The following is a 12,710-nucleotide window of genomic DNA, read 5'->3' on the forward strand; positions in this document are numbered from 1 at the left end:
GACTTACGACGAACCTGAGTGGAACCCAGGTCAGCCTGTACACAAGCCGTGCTGTAACTACAATAAAATTTTAGGGGATGAGTGGCGTTAGCTAGCCGAATAAAGCACTGAAAACATCTTCGATTTTTCCAACGCCTACCACTTCGAGCTTGTACTTTTCTAAATTTAAGCCTTTTAGGTTATATTTTGAAATAAATATACGTTCAAAGCCTAATTTGTCTGCTTCGGCAATGCGCTGGTCAATGCGGTTTACCGCCCTGATTTCTCCCGACAAACCTACTTCAGCCGCGAAACAGTATTTCGAAGGAATGGCAATGTCTTCATGAGAAGAAATAATAGCCACCATGATGGCCAGGTCAATCGCCGGGTCTTCCACACGGATACCGCCCGCCAGGTTTAAAAACACATCACGTGCACTGAGCTTAAATCCGCAACGTTTCTCGAGCACTGCAAGCAGCATATTCATTCGCTTGGTGTCAAAGCCTGTAGCAGAGCGCTGAGGCGTTCCGTATGCTGCGGAACTCACCAATGCCTGCGTTTCAATGAGCATAGGTCTGGCGCCTTCTAATGTGGCCGAAATGGCGATGCCACTCAGTTCCTCCTCCCGTTGGGAAAGCAAGATTTCAGAAGGATTAGTGACTTCGCGTAATCCACTACTGTTCATGGCGTAAATGCCTAGTTCGGCTGCGGCACCAAAACGGTTTTTAATAGCGCGTAAAATGCGGTAGATGTGGTGCCTGTCGCCTTCAAACTGCAGCACTGTATCCACCATATGTTCCAGTATTTTTGGTCCGGCAATAGCGCCATCTTTGGTGATGTGGCCAATCAGGAAGACAGGAGTATCTGTTTCCTTTGCAAAACGCAGGAGTTCTGCTGTACATTCCCTTACCTGGCTTACGCTGCCGGGTGTAGATTCGATGTGCGAGGAGTGAAGGGTTTGAATGGAATCGACAATGACGATTTCAGGTTCCAGCGCTTCAATCTGTTTAAATATATTTTGAGTGGAGGTTTCTGTTAAAATGTAACAATCGGCTGTTGGTTTAGCCGTGATGCGTTCCGCACGCATTTTAATCTGCTGCTCACTTTCCTCCCCAGAGATGTAAAGAATACGTTTGTTGCCCATGTTTAAGGCCAGCTGCAGCATCAGTGTTGATTTACCAATACCAGGTTCGCCGCCAATTAAGGTTACAGAGCCTAGCACGAGTCCACCGCCCAATACACGGTCCAACTCCTGGTCGCCGGTTAACATGCGTTTTTCGGTAGAAGATACAATGGTATCTACCTTACTTGGTTTATTGATGCGGGTAGAGCTGCCGGCACTTTTCCAGGTTGGAACTTTTGTTGCTGTTTTTTCAATAACTTCTTCTACAAAAGTATTCCATGAATTGCAGGACGGGCATTTGCCGAGCCATTTTGCGGTTTCGAAGCCGCAACTCTGACAAAAATATGCTGATTTAGTTTTAGCCAAGGTGTGTTGTTTAAGGGCTACTAATTTAAGGCTAATTAGATAGACCAACGAAAGTAATTGCTAGAAATAAGCAACACTTTAGGCAGCAGCGTTAATGGATTTGAGGGGAGTGTGGAAGTAAAGCCAAAAGGGTGAAAATGAATAAGCCTGACTTCGTTATGAAGTCAGGCTTACCATTAAGCTTTAAACAGGAGGTTACATTTTAATTTCTTCGTCTTTAGCAGACAAGAAATGGAACTCTGTCAGGTTGTACGAAGGTACAGCCCTTATTTTGATGCGTTGGCCAAATTTGAAGAACCATTTCCATTGCAAGGAATAAATCCCTTTTTTAATGAAGGCTTCAATATAAGGATGTACGCACAGCGTAACGTTTTTTTCATTTTGTTCCTGTAAAATATACATCAGGTTATTCTCAATGTCATCCATCAACACGATGCTTGCTTTGATTTCTCCTGTACCATCGCAGGTAGGGCATTTTTCACTAGTTACAATGTTCATTTCAGGTCTCACCCGCTGGCGGGTAATCTGAACTAAACCAAATTTACTTGGTGGCAAAATCGTGTGTTTGGCACGATCAAGTTGCATAAGTTCACGTAAATAGTCAAATAACATTTTACGGTTAACCGGTTTGTGCATGTCAATAAAATCGACAACAACAATACCACCCATATCACGCAGCCTTAGCTGGCGTGCAATTTCTTTTGCGGCTTCTTTATTCACCTGAAGGGCATTCTCTTCCTGGTTTTCTTTGCTCGCCGTTCTGTTACCGCTGTTTACATCAATAACATGTAATGCTTCTGTATGTTCTACAACCAGGTAAGCACCACCAGGAAGGTTTACCGTTTTTCCGAAGCCGTTTTTGATCTGTTTATCCAGGCCAAAGTGCTCAAATATGGGTTCTTTCTGTTTGTAATGCTTCACTATCTTCTCCATTTCGGGAGAAATTTCATGAACATAAGAACGAATGTCTTCAAATAAACTTTGATCGTTTACATAGACATTAGTGAAATCTGTGCTCAGGATATCGCGGATCAACGTTGACGTACGATCCATTTCTCCCCAAACACGTTTTGACGGTTCTGCATCGGGCAACTTCTTCATGAAGTTTTCCCATTTGGCTACAGAATCCAAGAGATCTTTTTGTAGTTCTGCTACACCTTTTCCTTCTGAAACGGTTCTAATAATAACCCCAAAGTTTTTAGGTTTAATACTTTCAATAATCTTCTTTAAACGATTACGTTCGGTATTACTTTTTATTTTTTTGGATATAGAAATAACGTTAGAAAACGGTACCAATACAATATAGCGACCCGCTATAGAAAGGTCAGAACTTAAGCGTGGACCCTTTGTAGAAATAGGCTCTTTGGCTATTTGAACAGGGATGACGATATTTTTGGCAACTACTTCAGATATTTTACCGGCCTTGTTAATATCGGGCTCCAGTTTAAAATTGTCTAATAAAGTTCCATTAACAGAGCCATTACGCTTAATTTTTGTAAGCTTTAATAAAGATTGCACTTGCGGTCCCAGATCAAAATAATGCAGGAACGCATCTTTTTCATAACCGACATCAACAAACGCAGCATTTAGTCCCGGCATAATTTTCTTTATGCGGCCCAAATAAATGTCGCCAACAGCATAGTTGTTGTTGATGTGTTCCTTATGAAGTTCTACAAGATGTTTGTCTTCAATTAAAGCTATGGTTACCCCCGTAGGAGCTGAATCGATAATTAATTCTTTTACCAAAAGCTGTAAATTTTAAGGTATATCAAAATACCCTATTAACACATGGACTGATATGAAAAACATGGTAAACAGGCAAAATATACGCCAATAAATCAACGTATATTTTACCTGTTTACATTTTAAAAGAAGAGGCTATTTCTTCTTGTTTTTATGTCTGTTCTTTCTTAAGTGTTTTTTACGTTTGTGCGTAGCCATTTTATGTCTCTTTCTTTTTTTACCACTTGGCATAATGTTGTAAGTTTAATATTTTTATAAATCTGTTTATTAATTATTTACTGAGCTCTTCCACACGTTTGTCAATAAACTTCGACAAGGTAGGATTTGCTGCAAGCTTTTTACTATTTAAATAAGCGGCAATCGCTTCTTTTTTTCTGCCCAGGTTTTCATAAGCGGTAGCCAGGTAAAAATAGGCATCTGGTGTTGGCTTCTGCGCAATAATGTCATTAAATCGGGTAATGGCTTTATCAAACTGACCAGATTTAATAGCAAATGTGCCTAAGCTCATGTTTGCTTCTAAATTAGTCGGGTCTTTGGCAACTACTTCCATCAGCATGGTTATACCTTTCATCGGCATGCCCATCCCATTTACTATCGTGATACCTAATCCGGTTTTTGCAGCTGCACTAGTCGAATCGATGGCAAACGCATTGGTGTATGATTGATGAGCTTTTTGAAGTAACGCAGGCTGCATAACGCTGTCGCGTGTTAAATCATAAGCTTTCATAAATCGTGCACCGGCATTTATCCAGTTTGTAAGGTTTTTATCCTTGTTGGCAATAATTTCCAGGTACAATGCACTTGGAATTGGCTGTTCAACATCATCCCATTTCTGGGCAAGGTTTTTAGCTAATGGTAATTTTTTGTCTTCGGAAGCACCTTTATAAGTGTTCTCCAGGTTCTTAATTTCATTAGCAAGACTGTTGTTGATCAGGTTTTTGCCTGTCCTGGAAACTTCTTCCAGATCGATCTCCTTGGCGGCAACTGGTGCCATTTGTTCGGTAGCAGGAGCACTAGCAGTGTCTTCTTTAGGTTTTTCCAGACCAGTAATATCACGTGTAAACAAAAAAGCAATAAGCAATACAACTGCTCCAATGATAACGATTTGTTTAGTACGGATATTTTTAATCATAATATTAAGCCTCTACGCTAAGTTTTTTAGTGTTATTTTTTACTTTATCTACAAAAACTTTTGCAGGTTTAAAGCTTGGAACGAAATGTTCAGGGATAATAATGGCGGTGTTTTTAGAAATGTTTCTTGCAGTTTTTTGCGCTCTTTTTTTAACTACAAAACTACCAAAACCTCTTACATAAACATTCTCTCCACCGATCATGCTATTTTTGATCACTTTGAAAAATGCTTCAACAGTCTCCTGCACATCTACTTTTTCAATTCCTGTCTTTGTTGATATTTCTGAAATAATATCTGCCTTAGTCATATTCTCTATTATTAATTATTGTGTGTTTAAATATTATAAGTGATTTGGGGTTGCAAAAGTATTGCTTTTTAATGAGATAGGAAAATAAAAGATCAATTATTTGCTTGTGTAATCATCACTGAATTGCAACATCTAGAAAAAGCGATGGAATAGAACGTATTTTTGGAAAATGAAATTTCAGCAGGAAATTGTTAACTGGTATCAATTGCATAAAAGGGATTTACCCTGGCGGCATACGCAAGATGCTTATGTAATCTGGCTCTCAGAAATTATTATGCAACAAACGCGGGTAGAGCAGGGGCTGCCTTATTTTAACCGATTTTTGGAGGCCTTTCCAAGGTTGGAAGATTTTGCTTCGGCAACGGAAGCACAGGTGTTGCGGCTATGGCAAGGTCTGGGTTATTATTCGCGTGGCCGTAACATGCATCATACGGCACAGCAGGTGCTGGCCTTGCATGAGGGGGTGTTTCCGGTTCAATATGATGAGCTCATTAAACTGAAAGGCATTGGTGATTATACTGCTTCGGCTATCTCCTCTTTTGCTGCTGGTGAATTGCGTGCGGTGCTTGATGGCAATGTTTTTAGGGTGCTGGCCAGGTATTTTGGTATAGCCATCCCCATTAACAGCACGGAAGGAAAAAAGGAATTCTCGGCACTGGCACAGGAGCTGATTGTGGGTCAAAACCCCATGTTATATAACCAGGCCATCATGGAGTTTGGTGCCCTTCAGTGCAAGCCAAAATCGCCCGATTGTGAGGTATGTCCCTTACAAGATCACTGCGAAGCCAGGCGGTTAAACTTGCAGCACACGCTACCGGTAAAGCTTAAAAAAATGCCCCCCCGCAACCGGTATTTTAACTACCTGATTATGGAGAATGACGGGAATATTTTGGTTAAAAAAAGACAGCCCGGAGATATCTGGCAACACTTATACGATTTTCCTTTAATTGAAACAGCAGGCGAAACAGGCTTTCCGGATGAATTTTTAACATTAGAAATTCAAAAACTATGCGGTGAACAGGTTGTTATACAGCCATTGATGGCTAAAAAACATGTCTTGACTCACCAAATAATATATGTTCAATTTTTTGCTTTGGCTAATTATATCATTAACTTTAATCAAGATGCAGGTGTAAAATGGGTGGGCAAAATGGAGTTAGACGATTTGCCCCAACCTATAGTAATCACCAATTTCATAAATGCCTATTTAACCAAATAATTTCATTTTCATGTCAGGTATCAATAAAGTAATTCTCGTAGGACATTTAGGTAAAGATCCTGAAGTTCGTCATTTAGACGGTGGTGTAACCGTAGCAAGCTTCCCTTTAGCAACTTCCGAAACCTTTAATAAGGACGGTAAGCGCGTTGAACAAACAGAGTGGCATAACATTGTGCTTTGGCGTGGATTAGCCGAGGTAGCGTCTAAATACCTGCAAAAAGGCAAGCTGGTGTACATAGAAGGAAAGCTTCGTACACGATCATTTGAAGACAGGGAGAAAGTAAAAAAATATGTAACGGAGGTGGTAGCAGAGAACTTTACTATTTTAGGTAGAAAAAGCGACTTTGAAAGCAGTCCGACACCAGCTGTAGCTACCCACAGTACCCCCAAACACGATGATGAATTCACTAACCGGGGTGATTTAGGAGGCGATATCCCATTTTAAATTAAACAGCAAAAAAAAGGGTCACTTCATAGAAGTGACCCTTTTTTTTGTAGAACAGTAAAAAGACTAGTCGATTTTTGTATAATAAATGTTCAGTTTAATTTTATTGGTGCCATTAGACATGGAGCCGATCACTGAGCGGTGTGCGGTAGTGATGTTAGGCGCTATGCTATATTCGGCCATGGAAGGAGGAGCTGGTGCTAAAAATGTACCGTAATCCTGGGTTTTGCCATCGATGAGGTCTTGAATATGACCAGTAACAATAAAACTGTATGTTTTTGACACGCTGTTATAACCAGAACCAAAATTACCAGTGTAGCGCTTATCTGTACTGACTTGATCGGCAATTAATGCGCGCTGACCAGCGATATCCAACTGGTAAAGGGCAAGACGTTGTGCTGGGATAAATGGAGCTACATCAGTACCTGCACTTAAATCTACCACAAGTTCAGCTTTGTTGATAACAATTCTGCTGCCTACATTTTTAGCGAAAGCCTGAAGGTGTGGAAAAGTGATTTTGTTTTTTAAACCAGCAAGGCTTTGCAGGTATGTAACATCGTATTGTTTATTGCTTACATCTGCAAGCTGGGTAGCGATCGCTGTGCCTTCGTAATCATGTTTAATAGAAGCCGCAACGGGGCCCGATGTTTTACCAACCGGGAATACTGAAGCTACTGTATCAATGGAGGTGGCGGTTGTTGCGTTTTGTCTTCTATAGTAAACTTCTAATTTTGAGTTTGTGCCATCCAGGTTAATGTGCATGATGCCGCCATTGCCTGTTGTTTTAGCTTTATTAATGCTGACGTGCAATCCTTTAAAATATTCATTAAATACTGTGCTGTTTGCCAGGTTAGCTGCACTTAAGTTAGCCAGGTTAGCTTGTGCGAAGGCTTTGTCCAGTTTTATCCGGATTGAAGCAGGCGCTGCTTTTAGGGTGTCTGTAGCACCTGTAAGTACAGCAGTCACTTTAAAAGGCGTATTAGGTTTTAATTTACCTGTAAAGTTTCCGGTAAGGGTATTTTGGTAAGCGTATTGTTTGTTGCTTAAGTAATTTGCTTCCTTGGCGATGTTATTTGTTAACTGATGTACATCAATGCTGTACACTGAGGTAGTAGTGTCTCCATAAAACTGTGGTGCATAAGGTAAAACCAGTACAGCAGAATCAATGATGGGATTGGTGCCAAAACTGAAGGCTGAATTGGGTACAGCAACACTTAGGGCCAGACTGGCTTCGGAAGTTCCAAATACAGGATCTTTAATAAAGCCTAAAGGAAGTAGAGAAGGGTTTGCTTCTGAGGATGCACCATAAAAGGTTGATGAAGGATCATCGGCCATTGTTTTTGTTTGAATGGTTAATGTATCAACCAAAGCACCCTGGACTGCATTTTCAGGATCTAGATCTAAGCCTAAAGTGTTAGACTCATTACACGATGCAAAAAGAAAAAGACTTATCAACAGGGTCAATAAGTCTAGTTTTGAGAATTTCATATTTAAATTAATAATACCGTTTGTTATGCTATTGAAACCATTTCTTCGCTCGAAATTTCTTCATAAAGATTGAAGAAGTTGTCGAAATTTTCGGTTAAATTATAAGCTAAAGTTGGCTTATTAGAATCTTTAACAAATTTTAACACATCAGCATCAATTTTTTCCGCTGCATAAACAACTGCATCAGAATAAGAGATTGCACCAATATGCATGGTGTTGTTGGTCGGATTTTCGAATACTTTAGTGTCCTCGGCGGTCATGGCATTCATGACAGCTTTTTTATGCAAATCCGTATTTAACGTTTCTGTAAAACAGTTTTCATAAATGGAGTAAACTACTTTAGCATTTTTGAACGTTGGATCGTTTTTGTAAGATGTTTTAATGTAAGCAGGAACAAGTGCGGTCATCCAGCCATGGCAGTGAACGATATCTGGTGCCCAGCCTAGTTTTTTAACTGTTTCCAATGCGCCTTTGCAGAAAAAGATCGTTCTTTCATCGTTATCAGCATAAAATTTGTTTTCTTTATCGCGGAAAACGTATTTACGTTGAAAATAATCCTCATTGTCCAAAAAGTAGACCTGCATACGTGCTGCAGGAATAGAAGCTACCTTAATGATTAATGGGTTGTCATTGTCATCAATGATGATGTTCATGCCAGACAAACGGATTACTTCATGTAACCTGTTTCGTCTTTCATTAATGTTACCAAACCTTGGCATCAGAATGCGGATTTCGAATCCTTTTTCCTGCATGGCCTGAGGTAATTGGCGGGTAATTTCTGAAATTTTGGTGAGTTCGAGGAAAGGCGACATCTCGTGTGTAACAATCAGTAGCTTCGTTTTTGCCATCTCCATATTCGTAAATAAAATTATGTTAAAGAAAAGATAATCAAGGGGCAAAGATAGTCATTATTATAATATTTATCAAGTTGTTGGCCAAGATGTTTTGTTAAGAATGTATAAATAACCAACTTTGGCGCTGTAAATTTTTCACACTGGTTTGAAAATCATAAAAACAATCGCAGCATTAAAAATGCTGCTGGAGCCCCTAAAACGGGCTCAGCAAAAAATAGCGCTGGTCCCAACGATGGGTGCTCTTCATAAAGGTCACGTCTCGTTAATCGCTATGGCAAAGAAACAGGCAGACCTGGTAGTGTGTAGCATTTTTGTTAACCCTACACAATTTACCGACACAAAAGATCTGGAGAAATACCCAAGGCCTTTAGAACATGATATCCAGCAGCTTGAAGAAGCAGGTTGTGATGTGGTATTTATGCCTAGTGTTGAAGAGATGTATCCACAACCGGAAACATGGCAGATTAATTTGGGCGCCGCAGAATTTTTACTGGAAGGTGAATTTCGGAAAGGACATTATCAAGGTGTGACCCAAATTGTGAAAAAACTGTTTGATGCGGTGGAGCCAGATCTTGCTTTTTTTGGGCAGAAAGATTTCCAGCAGGTGCTGATGATTGAAAAGATGGTGGAACATTTTAACTTGGAAGTGAAGATTGTCAGCTGTCCGATTATCAGGGAAAATGATGGTTTAGCCATGAGTTCGAGAAACATACATTTAACGGCAGCAGACCATGAGCACGCCCTGGTGTTGAGTAAATCGCTCGAATATGTACGCAACAATTTCAAGTCTAAAGCCATCGAAGAGTTGGTTTCTGAGGCGAAAACGATGATTAATGCAGAGCCAGGTGTAGCACTTGATTATTTTACCATCGTAAATGGAGAGACACTTTTGCCGGAGACAGATAAAAATGCCCCTTACCTGGTGGCACTGGTGGCTGCTAAAGTTGGCGAAACCCGTTTAATCGATAACATGTTATTGCATTAACAATTCTACCCTTACAACTATTTAATTTTAATTAAATTTGCAAAATGATTATCGAGATATTAAAATCGAAAATACACCGCGTTAAGGTAACGCAGGCAGAACTGAATTATGTTGGCAGTATTACCATTGATGAAGATCTATTGGATGCAGCAAACATAATTGCAAATGAAAAAGTGCAAATTGTGAACAACAATAATGGAGAGCGCTTTGAGACTTATACGATTAAAGGTGAGCGTGGATCTGGCATGATTTGTCTAAATGGTGCAACAGCAAGAAAAGTGCAAGTAGGCGATATCCTGATCATTATGTCGTATGGTTCTTTGCCTATTGAAGAAGCAAAAAATTACCATCCCATTTTGGTGTTCCCTGACGACAACAATCATCTGTTGAAATAGCCTCCTTGCGCTTTTGCTTAGAAATTATTATGCAACCATAGTATTTTGGTTTAGAATAACTAAATTTGGCCTAATACATATTTTTAAAAATAATTATTATGCTATTTCAACTAAGTGAAGAACAATTAATGATTCAGCAGGCGGCCAGGGATTTCGCGCAGAGTGAACTTAAGCCTGGGGTGATTGAGCGTGATGAGCATCAAAAGTTTCCTGCAGAACAAGTTAAGAAATTAGGAGAATTAGGTTTTCTGGGTATGATGGTATCCGAGACATATGAAGGAAGTGGTTTAGATGCACTTTCGTATGTTTTGGTGATGGAAGAACTTTCTAAAATTGATGCTTCTGCATCAGTAGTGGTATCGGTTAATAATTCATTGGTTTGTTACGGATTAGAAGCTTTTGGGTCAGAAGCTCAAAAAGAGAAGTACTTAAAACCACTTGCATCTGGCAGACAGATTGGTGCGTTTTGTTTGTCGGAACCAGAAGCGGGCTCTGACGCTACCTCACAACAGACTACTGCCGAAGATAAAGGCGATTATTACTTGTTAAACGGCACTAAAAATTGGATTACCAATGGTGGCACCGCATCAACTTATCTGGTGATTGCACAGACACATAAAGAATTAAAACATAAAGGAATCAATGCTTTCATTGTCGAAAAAGGCATGGAAGGTTTTACCATTGGTCCGAAAGAAAATAAATTAGGCATCAGGGGGTCTGATACGCATTCCTTAATGTTTAACGACGTGAAGGTGCCTAAAGAAAATCGTATTGGTGAGGATGGTTTTGGGTTTAAGTTTGCGATGAAAACACTGGAAGGCGGCCGTATTGGTATTGCTGCCCAGGCATTGGGAATTGCAGCTGGTGCTTACGAACTGGCTTTGGAATATTCGAAACAACGCAAAACTTTTGGTAAGCCGATACATGAACACCAGTCTATTGCCTTTAAATTGGCAGATATGGCTACTCAAATTGAAGCCGCACGTTTATTGGTGTATAAAGCAGCCTGGTTGAAAGATCAGGGGCAATCGTACACCCTTGCAGGTTCAATGGCAAAATTGTTTGCTTCTAAAGTAGCGATGGATGTAACCATTGAAGCGGTACAGATTCATGGTGGTTATGGATTTGTAAAAGAATACCATGTAGAGCGCTTAATGCGAGATGCGAAAATTACTCAAATTTATGAAGGCACATCAGAAATTCAGAAAGTGGTAATTTCAAGGGATATTTTAAGATAAGTAAAATTGATATAAACAGAAAAAGCACCTGATCAGGTGCTTTTTCTGTTTATCGTGTTTCGTGTTATGATCTGGAATTAGCCAAACCTCCGAATACCATTTTGATCACAGCCATTACAATAGCTAAAATAGCTGCTGCCCAGAAACCAGAAGTATTAAAGCTGGTCATCATACTGTCTACTAATAAAATCATCAATACAGTAATAATAAAAGAGAACAAGCCAAGGGTAATGATATTTAGTGGCAGGGTAAGTATCCTGAGGATAAACCCGATGGTGGCGTTAGCCAAGGCAATTAATACGGCAGCTAAAATTGCGCTTCCAAATCCATTTACTTCTACGCCAGGCGTGATGTACGATCCAAAGAGCATAACCAGGCCCATCAATAATATTTCCAGAATAAAGCTCATAATGTTTAATTTAGTGTGATGATAAAGTGTTTTCCTAAGTTAGGTTTAATTGTTGTTTTTATTACCTGTTTGTTTGCTAGTTGCAGCATATCAAATAATAAGCCAGTTATTATAGAATTTACGGCTGATAGTGCGGCTATATGCTTGAAAGGGATAAATCCGGTTGGTTTGCTGGAGTTGCAGCATCAAGTTGCGCAAGATTCTACAGCTGGTGATTGGGTAAGGGTTTCTGCCGATGGAAAAGAGGTGCCGGGTAAGTTACGTATGCAGAATAAGGAAATTTGGTTTATACCGAATGCTGCTTTTGAAAGGGGGAAAACCTATTTGGTAAGTACACCGTTAAATGCAACATTTGGTGATGCAGACCAGGTGTTGAAGGGGAAAGTGCGTTATCATTTACAGCCACAAGAAGTGCTGTTGGAGCGATAGTTGCTTATGACTATAGAATGCGATGGCGAATAAGGTAGTACTTTTTTTTTTGAATAAAAATATCTATCTTTGCAAAGATATAGAGAATTAGAGGGGGCTGGTGTCCCCTCTTTTCTGTTTTAGCAAATTGGTTATGCAGATAGAAAACAGAGTAAGAGAACTGGTTGAAGAAAAAATTGCGGATAGACCGGAATTATTTTTGGTGGAGGTGAAAATGCTTCCAAACAATAAGCTAATTATTCATGTGGATGGCGATGAAGGCATTAGCATACAGGATTGTGCTGCCATAAGTAGGCATGTTGGTTTTCATTTGGAAGAAGAAAACACCATTGTACAGGCCTATAACCTGGAAGTATCGTCACCAGGGGTAGGTGAGCCGTTAAAATTGAAAAGACAATATGAAAAAAATATTGGAAGATTAGTTGACGTTAAACTACCAGGCGGTGATAAAAAAGAAGGTAAGTTGCTTGCCGTTGATGAGGCTGGAATCATAATTGAAGAGAGCGTTAAAGAAAAAGGTAAAAAGGCGCAGCTGGTAGAAACCCAGATCGCGTTTAATAATATAACAGAAGTAAAGGTTTTAATTTCATTTAAATAA

14 protein-coding genes are annotated in these 12,710 nt (G+C 39.8%); 7 read left to right on the top strand and 7 right to left on the bottom strand.

What is annotated here, in order from left to right; translation table 11 throughout:
* Positions 1 to 91: 91 nt before the first annotated feature.
* The 4 genes from radA to IWX76_RS08100 form a co-directional block, all read right to left on the bottom strand.
* Positions 92 to 1,468, bottom strand: coding sequence for a DNA repair protein RadA (gene radA, locus IWX76_RS08085; RefSeq protein WP_196859395.1), 1,377 nt, complete (start codon positions 1,466 to 1,468; stop codon positions 92 to 94).
* A gap of 195 nt (positions 1,469 to 1,663) precedes the next feature.
* Positions 1,664 to 3,214: an Rne/Rng family ribonuclease gene (locus IWX76_RS08090; RefSeq protein WP_196859396.1), complete on the bottom strand. Its 1,551-nt coding sequence runs from the start codon at positions 3,212 to 3,214 to the stop codon at positions 1,664 to 1,666.
* Between the two features lie 268 nt (positions 3,215 to 3,482).
* A complete protein-coding gene (locus IWX76_RS08095) occupies positions 3,483 to 4,343 on the bottom strand; it encodes a tetratricopeptide repeat protein (RefSeq protein ID WP_196859397.1) in 861 nt (286 codons plus the stop codon).
* A gap of 4 nt (positions 4,344 to 4,347) precedes the next feature.
* Positions 4,348 to 4,650 carry an HU family DNA-binding protein gene (locus IWX76_RS08100; protein WP_133555877.1) on the bottom strand — a complete coding sequence of 101 codons (303 nt, stop codon included), beginning with the start codon at positions 4,648 to 4,650 and terminating at the stop codon, positions 4,348 to 4,350.
* Positions 4,651 to 4,819: 169 nt separating this feature from the next.
* Here IWX76_RS08100 and mutY point away from each other — a divergent pair, with 169 nt between their 5' ends.
* Both mutY and IWX76_RS08110 read left to right on the top strand, forming a co-directional pair.
* Positions 4,820 to 5,869 (top strand): A/G-specific adenine glycosylase, encoded by a 1,050-nt coding sequence (gene mutY, locus IWX76_RS08105; RefSeq protein WP_196859398.1) that lies wholly within the window; start codon positions 4,820 to 4,822, stop codon positions 5,867 to 5,869.
* A 10-nt stretch (positions 5,870 to 5,879) separates the two neighbouring features.
* Positions 5,880 to 6,314 (top strand): single-stranded DNA-binding protein, encoded by a 435-nt coding sequence (locus IWX76_RS08110; protein ID WP_196859399.1) that lies wholly within the window; start codon positions 5,880 to 5,882, stop codon positions 6,312 to 6,314.
* Between the two features lie 66 nt (positions 6,315 to 6,380).
* Here IWX76_RS08110 and IWX76_RS08115 read toward each other — a convergent pair whose 3' ends face one another.
* Together IWX76_RS08115 and IWX76_RS08120 are read right to left on the bottom strand one after the other, a co-directional pair.
* A complete protein-coding gene (locus IWX76_RS08115) occupies positions 6,381 to 7,802 on the bottom strand; it encodes a DUF4270 domain-containing protein (protein ID WP_196859400.1) in 1,422 nt (473 codons plus the stop codon).
* Between the two features lie 23 nt (positions 7,803 to 7,825).
* Entirely contained in the window at positions 7,826 to 8,650 is an 825-nt protein-coding gene (locus IWX76_RS08120; RefSeq protein WP_196859401.1) for a glycogen/starch synthase, read from the bottom strand.
* A gap of 151 nt (positions 8,651 to 8,801) precedes the next feature.
* On the opposite strand from IWX76_RS08120, the gene panC reads away from it, so the two are divergent.
* The 3 genes from panC to IWX76_RS08135 all read left to right on the top strand — a co-directional run bounded on the left by panC (position 8,802) and on the right by IWX76_RS08135 (position 11,274).
* A complete protein-coding gene (panC, locus tag IWX76_RS08125) occupies positions 8,802 to 9,641 on the top strand; it encodes a pantoate--beta-alanine ligase (protein WP_196859402.1) in 840 nt (279 codons plus the stop codon).
* Positions 9,642 to 9,685: 44 nt separating this feature from the next.
* Positions 9,686 to 10,036 (top strand): aspartate 1-decarboxylase, encoded by a 351-nt coding sequence (panD, locus tag IWX76_RS08130; protein ID WP_196859403.1) that lies wholly within the window; start codon positions 9,686 to 9,688, stop codon positions 10,034 to 10,036.
* 98 nt (positions 10,037 to 10,134) lie between these two features.
* Entirely contained in the window at positions 10,135 to 11,274 is a 1,140-nt protein-coding gene (locus tag IWX76_RS08135) for an acyl-CoA dehydrogenase (protein ID WP_196859404.1), read from the top strand.
* Positions 11,275 to 11,338: 64 nt separating this feature from the next.
* On the opposite strand, the gene IWX76_RS08140 is transcribed toward IWX76_RS08135, so the two are convergent.
* A complete protein-coding gene (locus tag IWX76_RS08140; protein WP_196859405.1) occupies positions 11,339 to 11,683 on the bottom strand; it encodes a phage holin family protein in 345 nt (114 codons plus the stop codon).
* Positions 11,684 to 11,701: 18 nt separating this feature from the next.
* On the opposite strand from IWX76_RS08140, the gene IWX76_RS08145 reads away from it, so the two are divergent.
* Positions 11,702 to 12,112, top strand: coding sequence for a hypothetical protein (locus tag IWX76_RS08145; protein WP_196859406.1), 411 nt, complete (start codon positions 11,702 to 11,704; stop codon positions 12,110 to 12,112).
* Between the two features lie 133 nt (positions 12,113 to 12,245).
* Positions 12,246 to 12,710 carry a ribosome assembly cofactor RimP gene (rimP, locus tag IWX76_RS08150; protein ID WP_196859407.1) on the top strand — a complete coding sequence of 155 codons (465 nt, stop codon included), beginning with the start codon at positions 12,246 to 12,248 and terminating at the stop codon, positions 12,708 to 12,710.

The sequence above is a fragment of the Pedobacter sp. CAN_A7 genome, from assembly GCF_015752175.1.
Taxonomy (GTDB): domain Bacteria; phylum Bacteroidota; class Bacteroidia; order Sphingobacteriales; family Sphingobacteriaceae; genus Pedobacter.